Raw genomic sequence first — 26,444 nt, 5'->3', positions numbered from 1 at the left:
ACCATCCAGCCTTACGCCCTCACCAGCCTTACCCCCTCACCAGCCTCACGAGCGTAATCTCCGACGGCGCCCCGAACCGCTTCGGCGGCCCCCAGTAGCCGGTTCCACGGCTCACATACACCCACAGGTTGTCATGCCGGTTCAGCCCATGTACGTAGGGCTGCTGCATCGGTACAAACAGGTTCCACGGCCAGAACTGTCCCCCGTGGGTATGACCCGACAGTTGCAGATCGAAGCCCGCCGCCGCAGCAGCCGGCGCAGTGCGTGGCTGGTGCGCCAGCAGCACGCGTGCTGCCGCGTCCCGGGGCGCGCCATCCAGGGCCTGTACCGGATCGCTGCGATGGCTTTCGATGAAGCCCCCGGCCGTGAAGTCGGTCACGCCGCCGAGCACCAGCGAGGCGTCGCCCCGCTCGACCACCACGTGTTCGTTCATCAGCACGCGCAGCCCCAGGCGGCGCAACTCCGCGATCCAGGCTTCCGCGCCAGAGTAGTACTCATGGTTGCCGGTGACCACGTACGCGCCGTGCCGCGCCGAAAGCCGCGCGAATGGCGCGGTGTGCGCGGAAAGCTCGCGCACCGAGCCATCGACCAGGTCGCCCGTGATGGCGATCGCATCGGGCGCCAGGCTGTTCACGCGATCGACGATGCGATCGATATACGGGCGTTTGATGGTAGGTCCCACGTGGATATCGCTGATCTGCGCGATCGTGAAGCCGTGCAGCGCGTCGGGCAGGTTGGCGATCGGCACGTCCACTTCCTTGACCTTCGCCAGCCCGCGCGCCTGGAAGAAGCCGATCACCGTCACGGCGAGGGCCAGCGCAATCGCGCCCAGGGCGCTATAGCCCGTCAGGCCGGGCGGGCGCCAGCCGATGGCTAGCGTCACCAACAGGAAGAGGTCGCGCGCAATGGTCAGCACCAGCAGCGACGAGAAGAACCCCATCGCCATCATGCCGACCCACGAAAGCTGGTCGGCCCATGGCGTCGATAGTCGGCGCGCCATCAACGCGGCTGGCATCAGCAGGGTCGAGGCGATGAGCCACAGCACCGCAAGGCTGTGGACGATCATTGGCACGGGCAGGCCGGGCAGCAGCCGCACGCCGATATAGACATGGAGCAGCGCCACGATCAGCACGGGGATCAGTAGCGAACGTCGGGAGCGTATGGCACTCATGGCGGGGGGCGCGAAGATGAGATCGTTAGAAAGTGAGGGCGCAGCCGGGGCGCTTCAAGGGGTTTCGAGAGGCGTAACATGAACCGGAGAGCAGAAAGACGCACGCCACCATCCCGAAATCCCTGGCCGGCCCAGAGAAGGTGATCTGTCAGATTTCCGTGGTCATCCTGAATGTTTTCGAGGCGGATTGTTCCAGTCTTCGCACTACTTTAGATTCGACCGACGATACGAGCGGTGTCGCATACTGCTCACTCATGCCGGAGATCTCATGTCATTCCCGAAGCGCACCTTCCTGAGCCAGGCGTTGATGGCCGCCGCCCTGCTGACGGCGGCCACGCCGGCCGTCCTGGCCGCCAACCCCGGAACCTCGGCCAGCGCGGCCCAGAAGCTGCCGTCGCTGAACTGGCCACGCAACTTCGACGCCGCGGGGGAGCACATCGAGCTCTATCAGCCCGAGATCGAGAAATGGGAAGGGAACCGACTGTCGGGGCGGGCCGCGGTGGCCATTGGCGAGAAGGACGGCACACCCACCTACGGCGTGGCCCGGTTCTCGGCGCAGGCCGATATCGACAAGCCATCCGGGCTGGTCCAGCTCACGCAGATCCAGATCGACAGCGTTGACGTGCCCACACGCCCCGATGCTGCCGACAAGGTGCGCACGGCGCTGATCGGCCGGCTGCCGCCCAAGGGGCTGACCGTCCCGCTCGATGAGCTGCAGGCCAGCTACGCGGTGTCGCAGGAACTGGCTCGCGCAACCAGGGTGCCGGTCAAGAACGACGTGCCGCAAATTTTCTTCGCGACCACGCCCACGCTGCTCGTGCATGTCGATGGCGAGCCGGTCTGGCGCGCAGTGCCAGGCACGCAGATCGAGCGCGCGATCAACAGCCGCGCGCTGATGCTGCGCGAGCAGGGCGGCGAATTGTGGCTGCAGGCGGCGGGTTACTGGTATCGGTCGGAATCGGCCGGTGGCCATTGGGATAGCGTGGCCAACCCGCCCGCGGCCGTGCTGGGCGCCGCCAGCAAGCTACAGGCGGCCAAGGACCAGACCAGGCCCGATCCGATGATGCCTGCCGATGGCAAGAAGCCCGCCCGGCCGCCCACCATATTGCTGGCAACCGGCCCTGCGGAACTGGTGATCACCGACGGCGAGCCGCAGATGAAGCCGGTCGGCGGCGTCGAGCTGCTGACGGTGGGCAACGCCGATCACGCCGTGCTGCTGGACCCGTCGACCAACCAGTACTACGTGCTGATCTCGGGCCGCTGGTTCCGGGCGCCAGTACTGAGCGGGCCGTGGGAGTTCGTCCCCGGCGACAAGCTGCCCGCTAATTTCGCCAAGATCTCGCCGCAGGACCCGAAGGCGAACGTGCTGGTGTCCGTCCCCGGCACGCCGCAGGCCCGGGAAGCCGAGATCGCGGCGACGATTCCGCAGACGGCCTCGGTGTCGCGCACCAAGGCCACGATGACCGCGACCTATGATGGCGTGCCGAAATTCGAGCCGATTACTGGTACGTCGCTGCGCTATGCGGTGAACACCGGCACGCCCGTGATCGAAGTCGATAGCGGCCGCTACTACGCGGTGTCGAACGGCATCTGGTTCACCTCCAGTGCGCCGGATGGCCCGTGGGTGGTCGCGACCGAGGTGCCTTCCGCGATCTACACGATTCCGCCGAGCTCGCCGGTGTACTACGTGACCTATGTGCGCATCTATTCGGTGACGCCGGAAACGGTAGTGGTGGGTTACACGCCCGGCTACATGGGCGTCGTGGTCAGCCCGGACGGCACCGTGGTCTATGGCACCGGCTACATCTATCCGCCGTATGTCGGCACCTACTACTACGGATACCCGGTGACCTATGGCTATGGTGCCGGGTTTGGCATCGGCGTGGCCGAAGGCTTCGCTTTCGGATTCGCGGCTGGCGCGATCTGGGGCGCGGCGGCTCCGTACTGGGGGCCGTACTGGTGGGGCGGCCCGTACAACTGGAACTACGTGAACGTGAACCAAGCCAACTTCTACGGCCGTTGGGGGCAGGGCACGGTCACGCACGCCGAGGGCTGGAATGCCTGGACGGGCACGCAATGGCGCGGCACGGCCGGCTACGGCTATAACGCCGCTACCGGGGCGCGCTACCAGGGCAGCCGGGGCGCCGCGTTCAATCCGTACTCGGGCAACTATGCGGCGGGGCGCCAGGGCTCGTTCGCCAATCCTTCCACCGGCCGCGAAGGCGCCGCGCGTGGCGGCGTGGTCGGCAACGAGTACAACGGCAACTATGCGGCAGGGCGACAGGCGGCGGGCTACAACGCGCAGACCGGACGCGTCGGCGCTGCGGAAGCGGGCGTCGCGGGCAATACCCAGACGGGGCAGCACACGGCGGGCAGCCGTGGATTCGTCGCCAACCCGGACAAGGGCAATGCCGTGGCCTGGAACAACGGCAATGTCTACGCCGGGCACGACGGCAACGTCTACCAGCACACCGACAATGGCTGGCAGCAGCACACGCCCAGCGGCTGGCAACCGGTGCAGCCGAACAGCAATGTGCAGGGCCAGCTCGAGCAGCAGCGCCAGGCGCGCGAGGCCGGCCAGCAGCGCTTCAACAGTTCAGCGGCGCAGCAATGGCAGGGCCGTTTCGGTGGCGGCGGATTCCAGGGCGGAGGTGGACGCCTCGGTGGTGGTGGTGGTGGCGGCCACTTCCGCGGGGGATTCCGCAGGTAAGGCGGCCGCCATCAACCAATCGCCATTAGCGGCTGGCCACCAGCCGTTAGTGGCGCGGCGACCATTCCCCCTTGCGCACGCCGATGGCCGTGACGAGCCCGTATGACGTGATGCCGAGCGCCACGCCGAGGAAGTGTCCGTCAAGCCCCATCCCGGCGACGTTGGCCAGCAGCCAGCCACCGCCCGCCGCCAGGGCGATACGGCACAGGCCCGCGGCGATCGGCCAGCGCATACGGCCCGCACCCATCGACGCGAAGTAGAGCGCCATCCCCAGGCCGAAGCCGCCGAACGCCGGGCCGACCCACGACAGCGCGCGCGCGGCAATCGCGCCGACATTGGGGTCCTGGGTGAACAGTCCGGCAAACTGGTTTGGCGCCAGCCCGACCGCCGCCCCTACCGTCCCGGCAATCAGCAAGGCGAGCAACGCGCCGACCCAGGCGGTGCGACGCGCGGTATGCCAGTCACCGGCGCCCACCGCGCGGCCCACCAGGGCTGTCAACGCGGAGCCCACGCCGAACGCGAGCGGGATCATCAGGAATTCGAGCCGCGCGGAGATGCCGTACGCGGCCACGGTCGTGGTGCCGTAGTGCCGCAACTGGGCCGTGACGAGAATCGTGGTCAGATTGGCGACCGATGCGAGAGCGCAGGCCACCAGGCCGATGGAGAGAATCCGGTAGAACAGCGCCTTTGACGGGCGGATGCGCAGCGACGGCACGAAGCCCGCGCCGCCACGGAACACCACATAGGCCATCACCAACGCCGCCCCCCATGACACGGCCGCCAGCGCCGCCCCGATGCCTGCCAGCCCCATGCCGACGCGCTCCGCCAACCACCAGGACAGCACCGGAAACACCACCCACATGCCGCCCAGCACACGTGCCGCCAGCGCGTGGCGTCCGCCACCGCGCAGCACCGATGCCAGCGTATTGGCCAGCCACGCGGGCACGGCACCGGCGCCGAACAACCAGATCGCGTAGCTCGCCGCGGCTTCGGCCGCCGTCGCGCCGGCCACCGCACCGAACACACTGCGCGGAAAGCCTGCCAGCACGATTGCGAAAATCAGCCCGGCCGTCACCGCGATGATCAGCGCGTGGAGCACCAGCGACGATGCCTCCTCGCGCTTGCCACCACCGAGCGCGCGCGCGATGGCCGATACCACGCCACCGCCCATCGCCCCCGTCGACATCTGTTGCAGCAGCAGCGCGAATGGCAACACCACCGCCCATCCGGCCAGCGATGCCGTACCTTGGCGCGCGGCCAGCCAGGTTTCGATCAGTTGCGCGCCGGCCTGCAGGAATGCCACCAGACTGGTCGGCGCGGCCAGCACGGCAATGCCGCGCGCGATCTCGGTGGCGGGCACCGGCTCGGCAAGGGCCGCCGAACCATCGAGCGCAAGCGCATCAGACTTTTGCATGATCGGCCGCCTCCGAGGATGGTTCGCCAAAACGCGCGCGCAGATACCGTCCGGCGCCTGGGCCGGGTTTTACGCGCAGGTCGTCCACGGTGATCGCGCTGCCATCGTCGCGCGTCAGCTTGCCGGCGATGATCTCCTTGCCCTCGCGCTTGTCTTCGAGCACGGTGAGCGGACCCTTCGGATCGGCCAGCCACCGGTCCGCCCAGTCCTTCAGCGTAACGAATACGGGGAAGAAGTCGCGGCCCATCTCGGTGAGCACGTAGACGTGGCGCGCGCCGCCGCCCGGGGCCGGTACCTTGTCGAGCAGCCCGTGCTCGACCATCGTCTTGAGCCGGGCGCTAAGTATGTTCGGGGCAATGCCCAGGTTCTTCTCGAACTCATCGAAACGCGAACTGCCGTAGTAGGCCTCGCGCATCAGCAGAATCGCCCACCGCTCGCCCAGCATCGCCATCGACCGGGCGATCGGGCAGGGCATGGTGGAAAAATCGGTCGGTACCATGTGTCTCCTCGCTCTTTTACTTGCAGATTGCAAGCTATGGCATGAATCATAGCTTGCGAATTGAAAGTTTGCAGAGCGAGTGCAAATCGACGATGGCGCGCGATGTGGAGCTCTCAGCGCTCCTTGAACACCTCCAGCTCCGCCACCGTCTCGCGCAGGAAGCCGATCAGCGCCCGCGTGGCCATCGACAGATGCGGATTCGCGGTGGTGAAGATGTAGAGCCGGTTGCCCAGTCCCTTGGGCTTCCAGTCGGGCAGCACGGGTACCAGCGTGCCGCGCCGCACATCTTCCCAGGTCATGTAGAGCGGCAGCAGGCTGATGCCGTGCCCCTGGCGCACGGCATTCATCAGGAAGGGAAAGTGTTCGGATTGCAGGTACGGCGTAATGTCGACGTCCTCCCGTTCCGGGCCGTCACAGGTATCGCGGCCCAGAGTCAGCAGGAAGCGCCTGGACGTGTAAGGCGGGCAGAGGAAGCGGCAGGCGGCCAGATCGGCGGGCTGCTGGATCGGCGCAATGCCGGCCAGATAGGCGGGCGAGGCGCAGAGTTGCCAGTGGATCGGACACACGTCGCGCGCCACGGTGTCGAGCGGCGGTTCGGACGTTACCTTGAGCGCTACGTCGATTTCCGCCGCGATCAGGTCGGTCACACGGTTGGCAAAGAACACGCGCAGCGAGATGCCCGGGTGCTTCTCGGCAAACTGCAGCAGCAGCGGGGCGATGAACGCATCGCCCAGGCCGGTGGGCACGCTCACGCGCACATGACCGCGCAGCGTCTTGCCCAGGCTGTCGATCTCGGCCTGCGCGGCCGCCACTTCCTGCAGGATGCGCAAGCCGTGCTCGTAGAGCGATTGTCCTGCGTCGGTCATCTCTAGCCGGCGCGTGGTCCGCCGCAGCAGCATCGCGCCGGCCTGTTCTTCCAGTAGGCCAAGCTGGCGGCTGATCTGCGAGCGCGTGACACCGCGCCGCCGGCCGGCTTCGGCCAGATTGCCGGCTTCTACGATGTCTACGAAAGCCTGGACGAGATGGAGATCCATAAAGCGCCTGATTGAGCATTGTCAAGTTTGACGCAACATTGTGATTCCAGTTGGAGGCATTGTCGATGCCAGTAGGCGCCGCTACAGTGTTCGGTCAACAAAATGCGCAGACAGGAGACCCCGCATGGCCGCAGACCTCTGGTTCGAATCGTTGCACCGCACCGGCACCGAAGTGCTCGACCGCGGTAACCGGCTGGCGGGTGGCCTGCGGCGGCTGGGGCTTGAGGAGGGCGCGGTGGTGGCCGTGATGCTGCGCAATGACCCGGTGTTCGCCGACGTCGTCTTCGCGTGCCGGACGGCCGGCGTCTACTACTGCCCGATCAACTGGCATTTCACGCCGGAGGAAGCCCGCTTCCTGCTGGAGGACAGCAGCGCCCGCGTGCTGATCATCGAGGCCGATCTGTTCCCGTCGATGCGCGAAGTGATTCCCGCAGGCATGACCGTGCTGACCGTGAACGGCAGCGACGCCGATGCCACCGCCGCCACCGGCACCGCCACCATCACCATCGCCTACGAACCCTGGCTCGCCACGCAATCGCCGTACGACGGCCCACGCGTTGCGCCGCGTGGACATCTGGCCTATACGTCGGGCACCACCGGCCGTCCCAAGGGCGTGCTGCGCAGCGCGGTGCCGCTGGGCGAACTTGAGGACCAGACCGCGCGCATGCGATCGGTGGTGGCCAAGGCCATCGGGATCGTGCCAGGGTGCCGTGCGCTGATGTCCGCGCCGCTCTATCACAGCGCGCCCGGTGTCTTTATCCAGAACGCGTTGCAGATGGCCGAGCGTCTGGTACTGACGCCGCGCTTCGACGCCGAGCAGGTGCTGGCGCTGGTCGAGAAGCATCGCATCGACGTGCTCTACCTCGTGCCGATCATGTACGTGCGCCTGCTCAAGCTGCCGCCCGAGGTGCGCGCGCGTTACGACCTGTCGTCGATCCGCTTTGTCGCGTCCACGGGCTCGCCGTGCGCCCCGGAGGTCAAGCGCGCCATGCTCGACTGGTTCGGCCCGGTGATCCACGAAACCTATGCGTCGAGCGAGGCGGGCATGGTCACCGTGGCCACACCCGAGGATGCGGCCGAGCGTCCTGGCACGGCGGGGCGTCCGGTCGATGCGGCCAGCGTGCGCATCATCGACGAATCCGGACGGCCCTGCGCGCCGGGCGAAGTCGGGCTCGTGTACGTCCGCCAGCCTGCCTATCCCGATTTCACCTACCTGAACAACGATGCCGCACGACGGACGATCGACGTGGACGGACGCGTCACGCTTGGCGACATGGGGTACCTCGATGCGGATGGCTACCTGTTCATCTGCGACCGCGCGTCGGACATGGTCATCTCGGGTGGCGTGAACATCTATCCGGCCGAGATCGAGCATGAACTCGTGCGCTATCCCGGCGTGGCCGATTGCGTGGTGTTTGGCGTGCCGGATGACGAGTATGGCGAGCGGCTCCACGGCGTGATTCAGCCCATGGCCGGCACGACGCTCGATCCGGTGGCCGTGATCGACTGGATGCGAGGCCGGCTGTCCGGTTTCAAGGTGCCGCGCACGATCGAAATCGTCGCGCAGTTGCCGCGTGACGAGACGGGCAAGTTGGCAAAGCGCCGGCTGCGCGACCAGCACTGGGCAGGGCGGCAGCGAAGAGTTTGACGGAGGCCGCCCGCGTCGGCGTCGGCGACTGACAGACTCCGCTTTCCCGCTCTGCGGGGGCGGGGAGACAACACACATAAAACACAAAGCAGCAGGAGACAACATGCATCGCAGAACCGCCATCCTGGCCGCGGCAGCGCTCGGCCTTGCCACGACCCTGTCATCCGCGTCCGCCGCATGGCCGGATCGGCCCATCAAGCTCGTGGTGCCCTACGCACCCGGCGGCTCGACCGACCAGTTCGGCCGCGGGATCGCCGAAGGCGTGTCGCGGGAACTGAAGCAGCCGGTGCTCGTGGAGAACCGCCCCGGCGCAAACACGATGATCGGGACGCAGAGCGTGGCGCGCGCGCAGCCGGACGGCTACACGGTGCTGCTGGTCACCAGCGCGAGCATGGTGCTGAATCCGATGCTCTACAAGAAGCCCGGCTACGAGCCGCAGGAGTTCAAGATCATCACGGTCGGCGTGGAAGCGCCACTTGTGGTGGTCGTCAACAACCAGGTGCCGTCCAACAACATCAAGGAGTTCGCGGCTTACGCCAAGGCTGCCAATGGCAAGCTCAATTACTCGTCGGTGGGGCTCGGCAACTCGCTGCAGCTTGCCACCGAGATGTTGAAAACCGAACTCGGCATCGAGATGACGCACGTGCCGTACAACGGCTCGGCCCCGGCGCTGTCCGCGCTGCTGGGCAACAACGTCCAGCTTATGGTCGACGTGGTCAGCACGTCGCTGCCGCATATCAAGGCCGGCAAGCTCAAGGCGCTGGCCGTGACAGGGAGTTCGAGGCTCGACGTGCTGCCCAACGTGCCGACCGTCGCCGAAAGCGGCTACCCGAACTTCCGCGCCGCCACATGGTTCGGCCTGGCGGTGCCGGCGCATACGCCGCCCGAAGCCGTCGCAAAGCTGCAGGCCGCTGCATCGCACGTGCTGACGGAGGCGCAGTTCCGCAACACGTTCAACGCGCTCGGGTTCGTGGTGCAGCCGCCGCGCACGCAGGCTGAGATCGACCGCTACGTGACCGCCGATCGGGACAACTGGGGCAAGGTTATTCGTGCCAACCACATCACGCTGGATTGAGATTTAGTCCGAAGCCTGGGACGGCAGCGGGAGCGACGGGCGTATAGTTGAGGGCTGCCGGAGGCGCTGGATGCCTCCCGCAGCCTCTGTCATTTTCCCCCGCTGCCAACGCTCACGCATCGACGCCATGACCGATTCCGCCGAGCCGCCCGATTCGTCCAACTCTTCCGGTCCCTCCGATCCCGCCAAAGCCACACCGCCTTCTGGTGCTGGCAAGCCCCCAGATTCCGAATCCACGCCACGTCGGGACCAGCCCGATCGACTGAGCAAGCTGCGCTTGCACGCGCGCAGCACCGCATTCCGCAAGACGCGCCAGTTTGGCCGAATTTCGCGCACCACCATTCGCTATGGCGCGTTCATGTGCGGCGCGGGCTTCGTGGCGTTGTTCTCGATCGTCTTTGCCTATATTGCCGAAGTGGCGCTGAACTGGAATGCGAAACTGACTACGGCCACGCCGTGGCTGGCGTTCGTGATCCTGCCGTTCGGGCTGGCCGCATTGCGCTGGCTGACCATTCGACTGGCGCCGCAGGCGCGCGGCAGCGGCATTCCGCAGGTGATCGCCGCCGTGACGCTGCCGCCGGCGGGCGTTGCGCAGACAGTGCTGGTCTCGTTCCGGCAATCCATGTGGAAGGTGTTGCTGACGACCGGCGCATTGCTGGCCGGCGCCTCGGTGGGCCGTGAAGGTCCATCGGTCCAGGTCGGCGCCGCAGCCATGCTGGCCTGGGGCCGCTTGTGTCACGAGAAGCTCCAGTTCCGCATCGGCTTTCATCCGAACGCCCTGATCGCGGCCGGTGCGGCCGGCGGTCTTGCCGCAGCATTCAACACGCCGCTGGCCGGGGTGGTGTTCGCGATCGAGGAATTGGGCCGTGGCACGTCGGTGCGTTGGGACAGGCTGGTGCTATCCGGCGTGCTGACGGCAGGCTTTCTGTCGCTGGCAGTGCTCGGCAACAATCCGTACTTCAGCGTCAAGGTGCCGATGCTGGTGCTGCACGACGCCTGGGGGCCGGTGCTGCTCTGCGCCGTGGTCAACGGCGTGATGGGCGGGCTGTTCGCCAAGCTGCTGATCGCGGGGGTGCCGGGCCTGACACCGACATCGTGGCGCGGCTGGCTGAACGCGCATCCGGTCATGGTGGCGTTCTTCTGCGGCCTGATCGTGGCCGCGCTCGGCTGGGCAACCGCGGGCGCGACGTTTGGCACGGGCTATGAGCAGGCATCCGGCCTGATTAACGGCACGCCGCACAGCACGATCTGGTTCGGGCTGGCGAAGTTCGTTGCCACGGTGGTGTCGTATTTCGCGGGCATCCCAGGTGGCATCTTTACCCCCTCGCTGGCCATCGGCGCGGGCATCGGCGATACCGTGTCCCATTTCCTCTCGGGCGCGACCGAGCCGCGCGTGCTGGCGCTGGTGTCGATGGCCGCATTCCTGGCCGCCGCCACGCAGGCGCCGATCACCGCCAGCGTGATCGTGATGGAGATGACCCGCACGCAGGATCTGACGATCTACCTGCTCGCGGCGTCGCTGCTGGCGTCGTTCCTGTCGCGCCAGTTCAACCCGCATCCGTTCTATCACCACATGGGCCATGCCTTCCGCCGCGAGGCAATGTCGATCGGCCGGAAGTCAGCGTCCGCGTCCGCGTGACGGCGTGATGCGTGGTTGCCGCCGCTGCCAGAGGAAAGGCGCGGTGGCGGACACGGCCACTTTGTCTTAACATGTGCCGCGCGTGGACCGGGGGCTGCAGACCGGCGGCCACGCGTGTGTACCGGCGGCACACTGATACGTCGGCAATCGATGCAATCGGGGAGCAGGGGATGGCCACGCAACGACCGGTCGGCACGCGTTCGACCAGTAGTTCCACCAGCAAGGCTTCGACCAGTACCAGCACCAATACCAGCACGCAAGCCAGGGCGCCGAGCAGCCAGCCTCGGCGCGAAACGCCCCAGGCGGGCGACCTTGGCGCGGACACCACCATCTGGCACACGCGCGGATTGCAGACCAACTCCCGCATGCGCATGCCGGTCATGCAGCGCACCCCGTCGCGCCAGCTTCCACCGAGCCCGATACCGCGCCTGATCCTGTGGGCGGTGCTGATCGGCCTCGCGCTGGTATGCTTCAACGCCGTGAAGCACATGCTCCGCTAGCCGCCTCGGCCAATCTGTCGACCAGACGTCACTCCGGTGGACGGGTTTGAACCCTCGGCGCGGGGCCGACTCCAACGCGGAGCCGTTTTCAGGAGTGAGTTTTGAGATTGCCTCTTGCCGGGCTGGCGCTCGCCAGCCTGCTGGCGACGTCCGTCGCCCATGCCGCACCCGCAACACCTGCGAAACCCGCCGCACCCGCCGCACCTGCCGTAGCTGCCGTAGCTGCCGCGCCGGCCGCCACCGGGACTGACGCGCTGGCCCAGATCCTCGGCACGCTCGAGATCGGCAACCCGCTGCCCGCGCTGCCGGATTGTGCCGACCACCGCACACCGGATGGCAAGGACGTGACAGCGCTATGCGTCGAGCTGCGCGGCGACGGCACGATGCGCCAGATTGGCGTGCCGCGCGACAAGCGCCCGGTATTCATGGATGGCCCGCACCTGCTGGCATTCGTCGACGGCAATGCGCTGGTGGGCGTGATGGTGCCGACCGATGGCATCAAGTCGCAGGATGCCGCCGAGCAGTCGCTCTCCGCGCGCTACGGCAAGCCGTTCCGCAAGGAAATGGTCGACATGAAGGACAAGGCCGGCAATGCGGTGAAGACCATTCACGCGGGCTGGATGCATCGCCCACTGACGGTCGAGCTATACGCGATTCCGGAGGACCCATCCGAAGGCACGATCGAACTGCTGCTGCCGCAGGCGCGCGCGCTGATGGCCAACCGCGATGCCGCGGTGGCCAAGTCGCTCGCGCCGCCGGCGTCAGACGCGGCGGCCAAGCCCGGCAAGGGGACCGAGAAAGCCGAGAAGGCCGAGAAGGAAAAGGCGGAGAAGAAGGCGCCCGTCAAACCGGTGAACCCCGGCAGCTGGTAAGGCGCCCGGAGTCGTCGGGCTCGTCAGAGCCCTTCCATCACCTTGTCAAGTCCGCGGACCACACCGCGCACGGTGTGGACCTTGCGGATCGCGAGCAGCGCGCCGGACACGTACGGCTTCGAGCCGTCGCCGGCTTGGTGCTTCAGGTGCAAGCGCTGGCCATCGGCGCCGAAGATCACCTCCACGCCGAGCTGGTAGCCGGGCAGCCGCACCGCGTGCACCTGCGTGCCCGACATCGTCGCGCCGCGCGTTTCCTTCGGGCCGTTGAGCTCCTCGATCGGCACCACCTGCGCGGCGGCCTTGACCTGGCCGAGCCGGAATGCCAGTTCGCGCACCGTGCCCGACGGCACGTCGACCTTGCCAGCCTTGGCGTAGTCGATGATTTCCCAGTGCTCGAGATGGCGCGCGGCCATTTCTGCGAACTTCTGCAGCAGCACCACCGTGATCGCGAAATTGCCGCAAGCCAGCACGCCACGATCGGCCTTGCGCGCGGCGGCGTCGATTTCCACGTAGTCGTCGTCCGTCAGCCCCGAGGTGCCCACCACGACGTGCGCGCCGCGCGACAGCGCCTGCAGGATGTTGTGCTTGCCGATGACCGGCTCGGTGTATTCGACATAGACGTCGTAAGGCGTCTGGTTCAGTTCCTCGATGCTGGCCACGGCAATGCCCGGCGTGTCGGCGTGCCCCGTCAGTTTCGCCAGTGCCTGTCCGGCCGCGCCGCGCGACAGGCCTGCCACCAGTGTCATGTCGGCGGCATGTGCCACGCCGCGCGCCAGCTCGCCACCGGCCCAGCCAGTGACACCACCGACGGCAACGCGAATGTCATTGTTCATATTGGTCTCCTCTCCTGAGTACGTAGAGGATAGTGCAGCCGCGCGGTGGGCGCTCGGCAGGCCCGGTTGACCTGCTTCGCCTAGCCAGCGGCCCGTCGCCGGTCGATCTTCCGCGCCAGCACGATCGACGTCTGGGTGTGATTGACGCCATCGAGCATCCCGATTTCATCGAGCAGTTTGTCGAGCCGCGCATGCGAGTCGCAGCGGATCACCGCCATGTAGTCCACCGGGCCGCTGACCGAATTGAGTTCCTCGATTTCCGGGAAGCGTTGCAATGCGCGCACCACGGCAGGGGATGCCTTGGGCTGCACGGAGAGCCCGCAGAACGCCAGGATCGAGTTGTCCTCCATCTGGCGGCCCAGCCGCACGCCGTAGCCGGCGATCACGCCGATCTTCTCCAGGCGCGCGATACGCGCCACCACGGTGGTACGGGCGATGCCAAGCGCGCGCGCCAGGTTTGCAGCGCTCTCGCGTGCGTTGGCCTGCAGCAGGGCCAGCAGGTGCCGATCGGTCTGGTCGAGTTCCGCCATGGCTCGCTCTGACGATTCGTCAGTATTAAACGTCGATACGTCGGATTATGCCGGGCTTTCGTCAATCTTGTGGCTACAAAACGTGCGCGTTGCTGCCCATACTTCAGTCACAACGAATGCTTTCCATGACCTTCTGACGGAGCCCGCCATGCAACCCTCAACGCTTGGTCCCGCCGCCGTGCGCGACCTGACCCTGGCACCGCGGCCGCTATCCGTGGTGGTGCTCGGCGCCGGCAAGATCGGCCGTGTGATTGCCGCGATGCTGGCCGCCTCTGGCGACTACCGTGTCTGCCTGGTCGATCACGACGCGCACCGGCTCGACGGCATGCCGCGCCAGATCGCCGTGCGCGCGGGCGATCCAACCGAGCCCGGCACCTGCGCTGCGCTGCTGGCCGGCGCTGATGCGGTGCTCAATGCGCTGCCGTTCCATGCCGCCGTCAACGTGGCAAAAGTGGCGGCGCGGCTTGGCGTGCACTACTTCGACCTGACCGAGGATGTGGCCGCCACCCGGGTGATTCGCGAACTGGGGCGGAGTGCGCGTGCCGTGCTGATGCCCCAGTGTGGGCTCGCGCCGGGTTTCATCGGCGTGGTTGGCCACGACCTCGCGCAGCGCTTCCTGCGCGGCGGCGGCGAACTTCTCGATCTGCGGATGCGCGTGGGCGCGCTGCCGCGCTATCCGAGCAACGCACTCAAGTACAACCTGACGTGGAGCACCGAGGGGCTGATCAACGAATACTGCAACCCGTGCGAAGCCATCGTCGACGGTCGGCGCGTGGAACTGCCCGCGCTGGAAGGGCATGAGACCTTCGCACTGGACGGCGTCGAATACGAGGCCTTTAATACATCTGGAGGGCTGGGCACTTTGCCAGACACCCTGGCAGGCCATGCGCGGCAAGTCGACTACAAGTCGATCCGCTACCCCGGGCACTGCGCGCAGATGAAACTGCTGCTGAATGACCTGCGGCTGCGCGAACGGCGCGAGTGGCTGCGCGAGATCTTCGAGCACGCGATTCCGGTCACCGAGCAGGACGTGGTGATCGTCTTCGCCAGCGCCACCGGGCATCCGCCCGGCGTGAGGGGCGAGGGCAAGCGTGGACCGCTCACGCAGGCATCGTTCTCCGCGCGCATCGGCGGCATGGCGGACTTTGCCGGGATTGGCCACGTCAACGCGATCCAGCTGACCACGGCGGCGGGCATCTGCACGGCGCTCGACCTTGTGGCCACGGGCGTGCTGCCGCAGGCCGGGTTCGTGCCGCAGGAAGCCATGCCGCTCGACCGGTTCCTGGCCAACCGCTTCGGCCAGCACTACTCGCATCATCCGCTACAGGAGACGCTCGCATGAAAGCGCAAGAGATCGCAGCCTGCTGGCAGGCCATGGACCTGCCGCCACCGTGGACGCCAGCCGAAGGCGCCGCGCCAGGCGTGCTGGCCGTGCGTTCGCCGATCGACGGCGAGGTGTTCGGCCAGCTTGCGATGTGTGATGCCGCGCAGGCCAACGCGCGGATCGCGCGCGCCCATGCGGCCCAGACCACCTGGGCGCTGACACCGGCGCCAGCGCGGGGCGAGGTGGTGCGGCGCTTTGGCGAGGCGCTGCGCGCGAACAAGGATGCGCTCGGGCGACTGGTCTCGCTGGAGTCCGGCAAGATCCTGCAGGAAGGTCTTGGCGAAGTGCAGGAGATGATCGACATCTGCGACTTCGCGGTAGGGCTGTCGCGCCAGTTGCACGGACTGACGATTGCCTCGGAGCGGCCCGCGCACGCGATGCGCGAAACCTGGCATCCATATGGCCTGTGCGGCGTGATCTCGGCCTTCAATTTTCCGGTGGCCGTGTGGGCGTGGAATGCCGCGCTGGCGCTGGTCTGCGGCAACGGCGTGGTGTGGAAGCCGTCGGAAAAGACACCGCTTTGCGCGCTGGCCGCGCAGGGATTGCTCGATCGCGTATTCGAACGCCACGCGCCACAGTTCGACGGACTCAGCTGCGTGCTGACCGGCGGCCGCCAGCTTGGCGAGCACCTCGTGCAGCATCCGGCCGTGCGCTTGATGAGCGCGACGGGATCGACGCGCATGGGCCGCGAAGTCGGCATGGCCTGTGCCGCGCATTTCAAGCGGGCGATTCTCGAACTCGGCGGCAACAACGCGGCCATCGTCACGCCATCGGCCGATCTTGAAATGACGATTCGCGCGATGACGTTCGCGGCGGCGGGCACCGCCGGGCAGCGCTGCACCACGTTGCGGCGCGCCTTTGTCCATGCCGATCTGATCGAGACTGTCACCAATCGGCTGCGACAGGTGTTCGCCCGGCTGCCGGTTGGCGATCCGTTGGAAGACGGCACGTTGGTGGGGCCACTGATCGATCATGCGGCGGGCGATACGATGGCCAATGCGCTGGCGAGTTGCCGTGCCCAAGGGAACGTCGTGCACGGCGGAGAGCGTCTGCTTGGCGACCGCTATCCCCATGCCTGCTACGTGCGGCCCGCGCTGGTACTGACCGACGCGCAGCACGACACGATGCTGACCGAGACGTTCGCGCCGATTCTCTATCTGATGCCATACACCTCGCTGGATGAGGCCATCGCGCTCAATAACGCAGCGTCGCACGGGCTGTCGTCGTGCATCTTCACCGAGTCGTTGCGGGAAGCCGAGCGGTTTCTGTCATCGGCGGGCAGCGATTGCGGCATCGCCAACGTCAATATCGGCACCAGTGGCGCGGAAATCGGCGGCGCCTTTGGCGGCGAAAAGGCGACCGGCGGTGGTCGGGAATCAGGCTCGGATGCGTGGAAGGGCTACATGCGGCGTGCTACGAACACCATCAACTATGGCGATGCGTTGCCGCTGGCACAGGGTATCCGCTTCGACGTTTGATCGGATATATGTGCGGATGTGTGAGTAAAGCGCACGTATATACATGCGCGAATACGTTGCGAATCGTAACAAGGGTTACAGCAGCTTGACGCTGTATTACCAGACCCACCCGTATAACGTTCTTGCAGGTAGCAGCATCACTACAAGGACGCGGAAATGAAAACAATATTGATGGGTTTGGCAGTGGCTGGCGCAGCCATGCTTGGCGGTTGCGCGGTGTACCCCACGCCGTACGGACCAGCCGTGGCACCGGCGCCGATCGCTGTGGCCCCCGCGCCGGTCTATGTGGGTCCGCCTGCCGTGGTGGTGCGGCCGTATGGCGGTTACTACGGCTACTACGGCCGTCGCTACTACCACTGGTAAGGCGAATGGTGAATGGTGGGCACATCCCTCGTCCACCGCTGGGAGAGGGGTGTGCCTGGCTGGCGTCAGCGCTTCAGTCTTCCGTGCTGCTGTTCAGCCCACCCCAGCCGGGCGCGAGCTTTTCGCCGATCTCGCGCAGATCGACCAGGTCGAGTACTCGTCCGACCGTGTGGTCGACCAGTTCGTCAATTGTCTGCGGCTTCTGGTAGAACCCGGGCACCGGCGGGAACACGATCCCGCCCATTTCCGTCACCGCGGTCATATTGCGCAGATGCGCCAGATTTAGCGGTGTTTCCCGCACCATCAGCACCAGCTTGCGCCGCTCCTTGAGCGTGACGTCCGCCGCGCGCGTGATGAGGTTGTCGGAAAGGCCGTGGGCGATTGCCGCAAGAGTGCGCATCGAGCAGGGCGCCACGATCATCGCGTTGGCGCGGAAGGATCCGCTGGCGATCGTCGCGCCGATGTCGCGCACGTTGTGAACCACATCGGCCAGCGCTTCCACTTCGGCGCGGCCCATGTCGAGTTCGTGCTGCAGGTTCATCACGCCGGCGGGTGACATCAGCAGATGCGTTTCCACATCGGCCGCCCCCTGGAGCGCCTGCAGGAGCCGGACGCCGTAGATGGCGCCCGTCGCGCCCGTGATGGCGATGATCAGCCGTTGCGGCGCGCCGCCGTTGGTCACAGGCATGATGTGCTGGAGCGTGAAGGCCGTTAGGCCATCAAGCCTTCAGCAGCGATTGCAGTTCGCCGTTCTGGTACATCTCCATCATGATGTCCGAACCGCCAATGAACTCGCCGTTCACGTAGAGCTGCGGAATCGTCGGCCAGTTGGCGTATTCCTTGATGCCCTGGCGGATCCCTTCGTCTTCGAGCACGTTGACCGTGGTCGGGGCGTCCACGCCACATGCCTTCAGGATCTGGATGGCCCGGCCCGAGAAACCGCACATCGGAAATTGCGCGGTGCCCTTCATGAACAGGACCACGGGGCTGCCCTTCACGATCTGGTCGATCTTCTGCTGTACGTCACTCATGATTGATATGCGTTCTGGTTGCGCGCGGCGCCAGGCTGGCACCGCTGAAATGGGGGGAGCGGTCCGGATTTTACCGGATTCGGGCCCTGCCTTCAGGTAGGGGTATTCGGGCCGGAAATCAACCGGGCAGGCGGCCACCGCTGCAGCGCTCGAGCCCGGCCAGATCGCGCGTGGTGAAGACCTCGACAAAACCCGCCTCGGCCAGCTGCGCGCGCATGGCGGCGCCCTGGTCGTAACCGTGTTCCATCAGCAGCCAGCCGCCCGGTAGCAGCCGCGCAGTGGCGCCCGCCACGATGGTGGCCAGGTCGCTTAGACCGTCTTCATGATCGGTCAGCGCGTCGATCGGCTCGAACCGCAGGTCGCCTTCCACCAGATGGGGGTCACCCTCCGCGATGTAAGGCGGATTGCTGACGATAAGGTTGAAGCACAATCCGACCGGCAAATCCTCATACCAGTCGGAAACCAGGAATCGGATGTTGTCGGCCTGAAGCGCGCGGGCGTTGTCTTCCGCCACCATCAGCGCGCCTCGGGAGATATCTGTGGCCCAGACATCGGCGTCGGGCCGCTCGCGGGCGATCGTCACGGCCAGGATGCCCGAGCCCGTGCCCATATCCAGCACGCGTGGCGCCTTGACGTCGGCAATGCGCGCCAGCGATGCCTCGGCGGCCACTTCGGTATCCGGGCGGGGGATCAGCACATCGGGTGTGACGCGGAAGGTACGGCCGAAGAACTCACGCTCCCCAATCAGATAGGCCATGGGCTCCCCGGTGAGCCGGCGGGCCAGCAACGTGGCAAATGCGTCACGTTTGGGCGCGTCCAGGTGGTCGTTGTCACGCGTGATCAGCTGCGTGCGCGTGAATCCGGTCACATGCGAGAGCAACATGCGGGCCTCCAGCACTGGCAGGCCGGCGATGGCTGCGAGGGTCAGGGCCTCGCGCAGCGTGGGGGCGGGCGGCAGCGCGCCCTGAGGATTCGGGGACATCGGCTTACTACTGACTTCGACCATCTGGGGAACCGGTACGCCAGTTTGCAAAAAACCCCGTCGGAACATCCCGACGGGGTTTTGCGCGGCATTTTGTGATTAGCGCCTAGTGTAAGCCGATTCCGGCCCCACCGCGCGCTGAATCACGTAGGGGATTTACTTGTTGACGGCGTCCTTGGCCTTGTCTGCGGCGGAGTTGACGGCGTCCTTGGCTGCATCCTTGGCGGCGGACATGGCGCTGCCGGCATCGGCCTTGGCCTTGTCGGCGGCAGCCGAGACATCGGCGGCGGCATCGCTGGCGGCAGCCTTGGCGGCATCCGCGGCATCCGATGCAGCTGCGGCTGCGCTGCTGGCGGCGGCCTTGGCCGAGTCCGCTGCGTTCTGCATCGCGGCGTCGGTATTCGTTTGCGGAGCCTCTTCCTTCTTGCCGCAGGCGGTCAGGGCGGCGGTGATCATCAGCAGAGCGAGCAGTTTTTTCATGATTTCATCCTTGTATGTCTGTTGGAGGAGTGAACTTCCATCCAGACTTCGGAACCCTTGAGCCTTGAAAGTGACGCATCGGGGTGGTCTGGTCGAAATCGATTATAGACAGTGCGTCTTTCCCGGCTAGTGCTGTTTCAAGCATTTACCTCAGTTACATATTCAGGATTCCTCACCCAGGGCGGCCAACTGGTCGGCCTGGTGCTCTGCGGAGAGTGCGGAAATCAGCTCGTCGAGGTCGCCATCCATGATCATGTCGATCTTGTAGAGCGTCAGGTTGATACGGTGATCCGTCACCCGGCCCTGCGGGAAATTGTAGGTGCGGATGCGGTCGCTGCGGTCGCCAGAACCGATCAGGTTGCGGCGCGTGCTGGCCTCCTTGGCCTGCGCCGCGCGGAGCTGCATGTCCTTGATGCGCGCTGCCAGCACTTTCATCGCTTTTTCCTTGTTGCGATGCTGGCTCCGGTCGTCCTGACATTCGACCACGATGCCCGTTGGCAGGTGGGTCAGGCGCACGGCGGAGTCGGTCTTGTTCACGTGCTGGCCGCCCGCACCCGACGCGCGGAACGTGTCAACGCGCAGATCCGATGGATTGATCTCGACTTCCCCAACCTCGTCCGCTTCCGGCATGACGGCCACGGTACAGGCCGAGGTATGAATGCGACCCTGCGATTCGGTGGCCGGCACACGCTGCACGCGATGGCCGCCCGACTCGAACTTGAGCCGGGAAAACGCGGCATCGCCAGCGATCCGGACAATCACTTCCTTGTAACCGCCAAGGTCCGAGGGCGACTCGCTCATGATCTCGACCTGCCAGTGGCGACGTTCCGCATAACGCGTGTACATGCGGAGCAGGTCGGCGGCGAAAAGCGCGCTTTCCTCGCCGCCAGTGCCGGCGCGGATTTCGAGCAACAGGTTGCGGTCGTCGTTCGGATCCTTCGGCAGCAACAGGGTCTGCAGCGAGTTTTCGAGTGACTGGAGACGCTCGCGGGCCGCGTCGATTTCATCGGCCGCAAACTCCTTCATCTCTGGGTCGTCGAGCAGCGCCTGCGCCGTGGCCAGGTCATCCTGGGCCTGGCGATACTGGCCGTACTGCTCCGCCACCGGCGACAGCTCGGCATGTTCGCGCGACAGTTTGCGGTACTGGTCCATGTTCGCCGTCGCGTCTTCGCGGGCGAGCAGGGCGTTGACTTCATCGAGTCGTTCGGCCAATTGGTCGAGCTTGGTGGAAATGCTAGCTTTCATCTTGGCGGAGGAATTCGGAGTCGCGGGGGGCATTGGCGGACCGCGCAGATCGACACGCGGATGCCGGACGCTGGCGTGCGCCAGCGCTGAAGCGGGGAGCGGCTAGCGCTCGGAGTGGCTGCTGTGGCGGAACAGGCCCGGCACCAGGCGCAGCAGCGCCTCGCGGTCCTCGCCCTGGGTGTGGTTCAGCGCGTGGGTCGGGCCGTGCAGGAACTTGCGGGTCAGCGCGCCGGAGAGCGCCTCGAGCACGGCTGCGGGGTCGTCACCGCGCGCCAGCATCCGGCGCGCGCGTTCGACTTCGGCCTGGCGGATCGCCTCGCCCTGGGATTGCAGTTCGCGGATGACGGGCACGACGCTGCGCGTCTCCAGCCAGTGCATGAAATTCAGCACGCGGGAATCGATGATGGCCTCGGCCTGCGCCACGGCAGCCTGACGCAGCGCGTTGCCTTCGCGCACGACGGCGCCAAGGTCGTCGACGGTGTACAGGAACACGTCGTCCAGGCGTGCGACTTCGGGCTCCACGTCACGCGGCACGGCAAGATCGACCATCATGATCGGGCGATGCTTGCGGCGCTTGACCGCGCGTTCGACCGCGCCCAGGCCGATGATCGGCAGCGAGCTCGCGGTGCAGGAGACGACGATGTCGAATTCATGCAGACGGTCGCCAAGGTCCTGCAGGCGGATCGCCTGGGTGGTCAGCCCTTGCTCGGACAACTGTTCGGCCAGCTTTTCGCCGCGTTCGACGGTACGGTTGGCCACCACGATCTGGCGCGGCATCTGCGCGGCGAAGTGCGTGGCGCACAGTTCGATCATCTCGCCGGCGCCGATGAACAGCACGCGCTGCGTGGAGACGCTCTCGAAAATGCGCTGCGCCAGGCGAACCGCCGCAGCCGCCATCGACACCGAATGCGCGCCGATCTCGGTCTGGCCGCGGACTTCCTTGGCCACCGCGAACGTGCGCTGGAAAAGCTGGTTCAGGTACGTGCCCAGCGCGCCGGCCTCACCGGCGGTGCGCACCGCATCCTTCAACTGCCCCAGGATCTGCGTTTCGCCGAGCACCATCGAGTCCAGGCCGCTGGCCACGCGAAACGCATGGCGCACGGCTTCCGACTGGGGCAGCGCGTACAGGTGCGGCGCCAATTCAGAAGCGGGGACGTTGTGATGCTGCGCCAGCCAGCGCAGCGTGTGCTCGAAACCTTCCTCGCCCGGCTTCAGCACGTCGGTCGCGCAGTAGATCTCGGTGCGGTTGCAGGTGGAGAGAATGGCGGCTTCGGTACCGTTGCGACCCGAGAGGTGGGTGCGCAGTGCGCCAAGCGCGGGTTTGATCTGCTCAAGCGGAAACGCCACACGTTCGCGGAGCGAGACGGGTGCCGTGGTGTGATTGATACCGATCGCGAGCAGTTGCATTTGTGGGGTTTGCGTGCCATCCGGAACTTCGCCGGAAGCGATGGTCATTATACCGCTCGGCTGCAAGGTTGCAGGAATCGAGGCGATTTGTTCCACCTGCAGTATTGTTATGCCGTGGCCGCTGGAAAGTGGCCGAAACGACACGAATGACACGGAGGAAGCGGATGCTCGGCTTGGCGGTGGTGGGCGCAGTGGTTGGACTGGCGGGGCGGCTGATGCATCCGTCCGGACGCGTCGTCAGCCTGCCAGCCGCGCTACTGCTGGGCGCGGCGGGTGCGCTGGCCGCTTTCTACACCGGACGCGCGGCGCATTTGTTCACCGATGGCCAACTGCTTGGCTGGGGTGCGGCGATCATCGGCGCGGCCGTGCTCGTGGGTGTCTGGGGTGTTGCGCGTCCGCGTCGGTAACGGGTGAACAGACGAAAAAGTCAGGAATCTCCGAGCATTTTTGTCGGGATTCAAGCCTTTGCATCAAGGAATCGACGCAGGATCGCCCCGGAATAGTGACTGGCGACGTCACGCAAAAATGACGAAAAATCCACATGCGCGGTGTCGTCGGCCCGGTCTGAGATCGTTCGCAGCAGCGCGTAGGGCACGCCATATTCGTAGCAAATCTGCGCCAGGGCGGCGCCTTCCATTTCCACGGCCTGCAGCGCCGGCAATTGCTCGCGCAATCCGCTGACCGCCGCCGGCGAGCCGATGAACTGGTCGCCGCTGGCGATCATTCCCACGTGCAGGCGCGGATCGCGCACCCCGAAGCGAGCCAGCACGCCATCCGGGACTTCAGTGGCCAGATCTTGCCGAAGGAAGTCCTCGGCGGCCTGGCGCAAAGCGCCGGTGAGACCGGGATCGGCCGGGAATTCGATCCGGGCGAGCAACGGCACCTCATGGCGCGGGAACAGTGGCCGGGCGTCCAGATCGTGCTGGACGGTGCGGTCAGCCACCACGATATCGCCCACCCGAACCTCCGGGCCGACACCGCCGGCCAAGCCGGAGAAGACGATCTCGTTCACACCGAACTCGCGGATCAGCGTGACCGTCGTGGCCGCCGCGGCCACCTTGCCGATCCGTGCCAGCACCAGCACCACCGGCTGGCCGTGCAGCGTGCCGCTGTAGTAATCGCGCATCCCGATCGTGCGCTTCGTGGCGCGCGCGTCCTCGTGGCGCATGGCGGCGATCAGCCCGTCGACTTCATCGTGCAGGGCGGCAAGAATGCCGAGGGTCATGGCAGGCAGGGCGGAAAACGCAGAAAACGAAGAGAGCGCCAGCATACCGGTGTGCCGACGGGGGCGAAAGGTCCGCGCGCCGTGCATATCAATTGGTCATCAATTGGTGACAGCGATGCTTTGCCCGAGCGCGTTTTTGTTACATTGCGATCCATGCCGACATTCGGGAGATCGACGGTTTGGAAACCTTCTCAAATCGCCGCGCCGCGCAGCAGGCGCTTGCTGACTGGTGTGCCCAGGGTCGCCTCGATGCGGCGGACCTGAGCACGGCCTGGGCGCCGACGCTGCCCGATCGCATGGACTGGCGCCGCTGGCTCGACCGCGCGCTGCTGATATTGGGGACGGCGCTGCTATGCGCCGGCGTGATCGTCTTCTTCGCCTTCAATTGGGCGGCACTCCACAAATTCACCAAGTTCGGGCTGCTGGCGGCGTTGCTGACCCTGCTGGCGGGCTTTGCCTCGTTGCGCCCGACCGACGATATGGCGGGTCGCGCCGCGTTGGGCGGCGCGCAGATCATGTCCGGCGTGCTGATGGCCGTGATCGGTCAGACCTACCAGACCGGCGCCGATGCCTGGCAGCTCTTCGCGCTCTGGACGCTGCTGGCGCTGCCCTGGGCGCTGGCCGCACGGGCTGCGCCGCATTGGTGGATCGTGCTGGTTGTCGGGAACGTGGCGCTGCTGCGATATGGCAGTGTGCGACTTGGCGTGGGCGGCATGTTCGAGTTGCTGTTCTCGGCGGACCATGCGCGCGAAACGATGCTATTCCTGCTGGGTGCCGCAGTGGTCCAGCTAGCACTCTGGTACGTGCTGGCCGCCCGCGCGGGTAGCTGGGGCTTCCGGGGTGTCACCGGTCCCCGGCTGATCGGCATCCTGGCCTGCGCCTACGCGGGCTGGGTCGGGCTGATGAGTCTGCTGACCAGCCATGTCGAAGGCTCCGGCCTGCTGATCTGCATGGTGGCGCTGGTCGCGCTTGGCGCGTGGTTCCGCTGGCGCGCTTTCGATATCGTCGTGCTGAGCCTGGTTTGCCTGACCGGCATCGGCGTCATCATCTCGGCGGTGGGCCGCTGGCTGATCGATGCCTATGGCGACTTCGGATCGTTCCTGTTGCTCGCGCTGCTGACGGTCGGCCTGGCCGTCGTTGCTGCTACGTGGCTGCTGCGCGCATGGCGCGAAAAGAGCGGGAGGACGGCATGAGTACCGAACCATTCGAACGCCTGCTCTGGCAGCAACTTGCTGCTCGCGGTGCCGTGCAGGGCGAGTTCACGCCCGCGCTTCGCATGCCGTGGCCGATTCGCCTGCTGATGGGCGCGGCGGGCTGGCTCGGCGCGCTGTTCGCCCAATTGTTCCTGCTGGGCTCCGTGTTCGCCGTGACGCGGGGCAACGGCCCCGCTATCGCCATCACCGGGTTGCTGATGATTGGCGCGGCGATCCTGATGTATCGGACCACCAGTCAGGACAGCGCGCGCATCGCGCTGGGCCAGTTCGCGCTGGCCGCGAGTCTGGGCGGACAGGGCATGGTGATCGTTGGCGTGGGCGAGAGCCTCGGCATCGATCGGCTTTCGCAGACCGCTGTGTTCTGGCTGGGTGTGGCCGCGCTGGAAGCCGTGCTGTTCGTGATCGTGCCGAACCGGCTGCATCGGTTCGTGGCGGTGACTGGCGGCTGGTCGGCAGCAACCATCGCGCTGTATATCGCGCTGGGCGGCTCCATGCGGAATCCGTTCCTGATGATGCCGCTCACGGTGGGCCTCCTGGGCGCGCTGGCGATGGCTGCCGAGATGGTCTTCGTGTTGAACGAGACACGCATTGCGGCACGCGGGACACATGCGCTCTGGGAGCCCGCCGCCGACGCCACGTTGGTGTTCGGCCTGTCTTCGGCGCTAATCATCACTGGAACCGCGCTTCCGTCCGAGTTCCTGTTCGATGGCATCAAGCATTTGCAGACTCCCGGCAACTGGGTGCCCGGCGTGTTGGTCGGCGCCTGCCTGGTTGGCTTCGCGCAGATCGAGGGCGCGCGCATTCGCTGTGATGCCGGTACGCGTATCGGCCTGGTGGTGCTGGCCGTGGTGTTCAGCGGCCTGATGGTGATGGCGCCGGCGGTCACGGCCGGCGTGCTTGCGCTGGCCATGGCATTGCGGCGCGCGTCGTTGCCGTGGATCGGGCTGGCCATCGCGGCGATTTTGCTCGGGTTTATCTGGTACTACAGCACGCTGCAGTGGACGCTGCTCGTCAAGTCGGTCACGCTCGCCGCCGCTGGCGTGTTGCTGCTGGCCGCGCGGCTCGCGCTGACCCGTATGCCACGCAAGGAGGCCATCGCATGAAACTCTGGATCATGATTGGATGGCTGCTGACCATCGCCGTGGCCGTGGCCGGCATCGTCGGCAAGGAGCGCGTGATCTCGCGTGGCGATGTGGTCTATCTGCGGCTGGCGCCGGTCGATCCACGGTCGCTGATGCAGGGCGACTACATGGCGCTGAATTTCGCCATCGGCATGGAAGTGTCGGCCGCGCATGGCCAGGATCAGACCGAGAATCGCCGTGACGAACTGGTGGTGATTCGCCGCGACGCCAGCAACGAGGGGCACTTCGTGCGCCTGCACAAGGGCGAGGCGCTGGCGGCCGGCGAGCAATTGCTGCGCGTGCAGAATGTCGCGTCGCGCTGGGGGCGGTCGAACGTGCAGGTATCGACCGATGCCTGGTTCTTCCAGGAAGGGCATGCCGAGCGCTTCTCGAAGGCGAGGTTCGGCGAGTTCCGGGTGGATGCCAGCGGGCAAGCTCTGCTGGTGGGAATGCGCGACGACAAGCTGGCGCCGATGTAACGAGCGAGGCGCTGCAAGGGCGCCTCGCCGGCCTGCCGCGTCGTGATCCCACTTCACGTTTGGCGCGGGACTCTGCTGCCCGCGCGGCAGCAGGAACACCGCGTTGTTGC

At 66.2% G+C, this 26,444-nt stretch carries 26 protein-coding genes; 13 read left to right on the top strand and 13 right to left on the bottom strand.

The genetic code is table 11. The features are described 5' to 3' along the window. Nucleotides 1-28 precede the first annotated feature (28 nt). Nucleotides 29-1,171 carry a metallophosphoesterase gene (locus RN01_RS27040; RefSeq protein ID WP_029700381.1) on the bottom strand — a complete coding sequence of 381 codons (1,143 nt, stop codon included), beginning with the start codon at nucleotides 1,169-1,171 and terminating at the stop codon, nucleotides 29-31. 268 nt (nucleotides 1,172-1,439) lie between these two features. Between RN01_RS27040 and RN01_RS27035 the strand changes: the two genes are divergently transcribed. Further along, nucleotides 1,440-3,881, top strand: coding sequence for a carbohydrate-binding protein (locus RN01_RS27035; RefSeq protein ID WP_017512102.1), 2,442 nt, complete (start codon nucleotides 1,440-1,442; stop codon nucleotides 3,879-3,881). Nucleotides 3,882-3,927: 46 nt separating this feature from the next. On the opposite strand, the gene RN01_RS27030 is transcribed toward RN01_RS27035, so the two are convergent. The 3 genes from RN01_RS27030 to RN01_RS27020 form a co-directional block, all read right to left on the bottom strand. Beyond that, nucleotides 3,928-5,295, bottom strand: a complete 1,368-nt coding sequence (locus RN01_RS27030) for an MATE family efflux transporter (protein WP_011517700.1) — start codon at nucleotides 5,293-5,295, stop codon at nucleotides 3,928-3,930. Further along, on the bottom strand, nucleotides 5,282-5,794 hold the full coding sequence (locus RN01_RS27025; protein ID WP_017512101.1) for a helix-turn-helix domain-containing protein: 513 nt from the start codon (nucleotides 5,792-5,794) through the stop codon (nucleotides 5,282-5,284). Before RN01_RS27025 ends, RN01_RS27030 begins: the two co-directional genes overlap by 14 nt. A gap of 113 nt (nucleotides 5,795-5,907) precedes the next feature. Then, nucleotides 5,908-6,828, bottom strand: a complete 921-nt coding sequence (locus RN01_RS27020; RefSeq protein WP_017512100.1) for a LysR family transcriptional regulator — start codon at nucleotides 6,826-6,828, stop codon at nucleotides 5,908-5,910. A gap of 124 nt (nucleotides 6,829-6,952) precedes the next feature. Between RN01_RS27020 and RN01_RS27015 the strand changes: the two genes are divergently transcribed. The 5 genes from RN01_RS27015 to RN01_RS26995 all read left to right on the top strand — a co-directional run bounded on the left by RN01_RS27015 (nucleotide 6,953) and on the right by RN01_RS26995 (nucleotide 12,562). Then, a complete protein-coding gene (locus RN01_RS27015; protein ID WP_024570332.1) occupies nucleotides 6,953-8,476 on the top strand; it encodes an acyl-CoA synthetase in 1,524 nt (507 codons plus the stop codon). A gap of 103 nt (nucleotides 8,477-8,579) precedes the next feature. After that, nucleotides 8,580-9,551, top strand: coding sequence for a tripartite tricarboxylate transporter substrate binding protein (locus tag RN01_RS27010; RefSeq protein WP_011517696.1), 972 nt, complete (start codon nucleotides 8,580-8,582; stop codon nucleotides 9,549-9,551). A gap of 127 nt (nucleotides 9,552-9,678) precedes the next feature. Beyond that, nucleotides 9,679-11,190 (top strand): chloride channel protein, encoded by a 1,512-nt coding sequence (locus RN01_RS27005; protein ID WP_369799896.1) that lies wholly within the window; start codon nucleotides 9,679-9,681, stop codon nucleotides 11,188-11,190. A gap of 170 nt (nucleotides 11,191-11,360) precedes the next feature. After that, nucleotides 11,361-11,690: a hypothetical protein gene (locus RN01_RS27000; RefSeq protein ID WP_024570334.1), complete on the top strand. Its 330-nt coding sequence runs from the start codon at nucleotides 11,361-11,363 to the stop codon at nucleotides 11,688-11,690. A 101-nt stretch (nucleotides 11,691-11,791) separates the two neighbouring features. Further along, nucleotides 11,792-12,562, top strand: a complete 771-nt coding sequence (locus tag RN01_RS26995; protein WP_024570335.1) for a hypothetical protein — start codon at nucleotides 11,792-11,794, stop codon at nucleotides 12,560-12,562. A gap of 23 nt (nucleotides 12,563-12,585) precedes the next feature. On the opposite strand, the gene dapB is transcribed toward RN01_RS26995, so the two are convergent. After that, the gene (gene dapB, locus RN01_RS26990; RefSeq protein ID WP_017514855.1) at nucleotides 12,586-13,395 is read right to left on the bottom strand and encodes a 4-hydroxy-tetrahydrodipicolinate reductase; all 810 of its coding nucleotides are present in this window, start codon (nucleotides 13,393-13,395) and stop codon (nucleotides 12,586-12,588) included. Between the two features lie 80 nt (nucleotides 13,396-13,475). After that, nucleotides 13,476-13,925: an Lrp/AsnC family transcriptional regulator gene (locus RN01_RS26985; RefSeq protein WP_017514856.1), complete on the bottom strand. Its 450-nt coding sequence runs from the start codon at nucleotides 13,923-13,925 to the stop codon at nucleotides 13,476-13,478. A gap of 148 nt (nucleotides 13,926-14,073) precedes the next feature. On the opposite strand from RN01_RS26985, the gene RN01_RS26980 reads away from it, so the two are divergent. The 3 genes from RN01_RS26980 (at nucleotide 14,074) to RN01_RS26970 (ending at nucleotide 17,150) form a co-directional block, all read left to right on the top strand. After that, nucleotides 14,074-15,267, top strand: coding sequence for a saccharopine dehydrogenase C-terminal domain-containing protein (locus RN01_RS26980; protein ID WP_011517689.1), 1,194 nt, complete (start codon nucleotides 14,074-14,076; stop codon nucleotides 15,265-15,267). Continuing rightward, complete coding sequence (locus tag RN01_RS26975) at nucleotides 15,264-16,787, top strand: aldehyde dehydrogenase family protein (protein WP_024570336.1); 1,524 nt, start codon at nucleotides 15,264-15,266, stop codon at nucleotides 16,785-16,787. Before RN01_RS26980 ends, RN01_RS26975 begins: the two co-directional genes overlap by 4 nt. A gap of 156 nt (nucleotides 16,788-16,943) precedes the next feature. Next, nucleotides 16,944-17,150 carry a hypothetical protein gene (locus tag RN01_RS26970; RefSeq protein WP_024570337.1) on the top strand — a complete coding sequence of 69 codons (207 nt, stop codon included), beginning with the start codon at nucleotides 16,944-16,946 and terminating at the stop codon, nucleotides 17,148-17,150. Between the two features lie 73 nt (nucleotides 17,151-17,223). On the opposite strand, the gene RN01_RS26965 is transcribed toward RN01_RS26970, so the two are convergent. The 6 genes from RN01_RS26965 to hemA form a co-directional block, all read right to left on the bottom strand. After that, complete coding sequence (locus RN01_RS26965) at nucleotides 17,224-17,838, bottom strand: UbiX family flavin prenyltransferase (RefSeq protein WP_017514882.1); 615 nt, start codon at nucleotides 17,836-17,838, stop codon at nucleotides 17,224-17,226. Between the two features lie 31 nt (nucleotides 17,839-17,869). After that, nucleotides 17,870-18,181 (bottom strand): Grx4 family monothiol glutaredoxin, encoded by a 312-nt coding sequence (gene grxD, locus RN01_RS26960; RefSeq protein ID WP_008650878.1) that lies wholly within the window; start codon nucleotides 18,179-18,181, stop codon nucleotides 17,870-17,872. Between the two features lie 118 nt (nucleotides 18,182-18,299). Further along, nucleotides 18,300-19,163 carry a peptide chain release factor N(5)-glutamine methyltransferase gene (gene prmC, locus RN01_RS26955; RefSeq protein ID WP_024570338.1) on the bottom strand — a complete coding sequence of 288 codons (864 nt, stop codon included), beginning with the start codon at nucleotides 19,161-19,163 and terminating at the stop codon, nucleotides 18,300-18,302. Between the two features lie 156 nt (nucleotides 19,164-19,319). Then, nucleotides 19,320-19,643: a hypothetical protein gene (locus tag RN01_RS26950; protein ID WP_008650873.1), complete on the bottom strand. Its 324-nt coding sequence runs from the start codon at nucleotides 19,641-19,643 to the stop codon at nucleotides 19,320-19,322. A 162-nt stretch (nucleotides 19,644-19,805) separates the two neighbouring features. Continuing rightward, nucleotides 19,806-20,888, bottom strand: coding sequence for a peptide chain release factor 1 (prfA, locus tag RN01_RS26945; protein ID WP_024570339.1), 1,083 nt, complete (start codon nucleotides 20,886-20,888; stop codon nucleotides 19,806-19,808). A 102-nt stretch (nucleotides 20,889-20,990) separates the two neighbouring features. Next, complete coding sequence (gene hemA, locus RN01_RS26940; RefSeq protein WP_017515358.1) at nucleotides 20,991-22,295, bottom strand: glutamyl-tRNA reductase; 1,305 nt, start codon at nucleotides 22,293-22,295, stop codon at nucleotides 20,991-20,993. Nucleotides 22,296-22,441: 146 nt separating this feature from the next. Here hemA and RN01_RS26935 point away from each other — a divergent pair, with 146 nt between their 5' ends. Further along, nucleotides 22,442-22,702 carry a hypothetical protein gene (locus RN01_RS26935; protein WP_369799894.1) on the top strand — a complete coding sequence of 87 codons (261 nt, stop codon included), beginning with the start codon at nucleotides 22,442-22,444 and terminating at the stop codon, nucleotides 22,700-22,702. A 50-nt stretch (nucleotides 22,703-22,752) separates the two neighbouring features. Here RN01_RS26935 and RN01_RS26930 read toward each other — a convergent pair whose 3' ends face one another. Then, a complete protein-coding gene (locus tag RN01_RS26930) occupies nucleotides 22,753-23,520 on the bottom strand; it encodes a 5'-methylthioadenosine/adenosylhomocysteine nucleosidase (RefSeq protein WP_024570340.1) in 768 nt (255 codons plus the stop codon). 179 nt (nucleotides 23,521-23,699) lie between these two features. Here RN01_RS26930 and RN01_RS26925 point away from each other — a divergent pair, with 179 nt between their 5' ends. Genes RN01_RS26925 through RN01_RS26915 form a run of 3 tightly spaced genes read left to right on the top strand, consistent with a single transcriptional unit; the run spans nucleotide 23,700 to nucleotide 26,334 of the window. Next, nucleotides 23,700-24,713, top strand: coding sequence for a DUF2157 domain-containing protein (locus tag RN01_RS26925; protein ID WP_017514295.1), 1,014 nt, complete (start codon nucleotides 23,700-23,702; stop codon nucleotides 24,711-24,713). Continuing rightward, on the top strand, nucleotides 24,710-25,837 hold the full coding sequence (locus RN01_RS26920; protein WP_017514294.1) for a DUF4401 domain-containing protein: 1,128 nt from the start codon (nucleotides 24,710-24,712) through the stop codon (nucleotides 25,835-25,837). The genes RN01_RS26925 and RN01_RS26920 overlap by 4 nt, the downstream gene beginning before the upstream one ends. Further along, a complete protein-coding gene (locus RN01_RS26915) occupies nucleotides 25,834-26,334 on the top strand; it encodes a GDYXXLXY domain-containing protein (protein ID WP_017514293.1) in 501 nt (166 codons plus the stop codon). Before RN01_RS26920 ends, RN01_RS26915 begins: the two co-directional genes overlap by 4 nt. Nucleotides 26,335-26,444 lie beyond the last annotated feature (110 nt).

It is taken from the genome of Cupriavidus sp. SHE (genome assembly GCF_000812445.1).
Taxonomy (GTDB): Bacteria; Pseudomonadota; Gammaproteobacteria; order Burkholderiales; family Burkholderiaceae; genus Cupriavidus; species Cupriavidus metallidurans.
The sequence above is the reverse complement of the archived record's forward strand: the minus strand, read 5'-3'. Positions and strand labels throughout refer to the sequence as shown.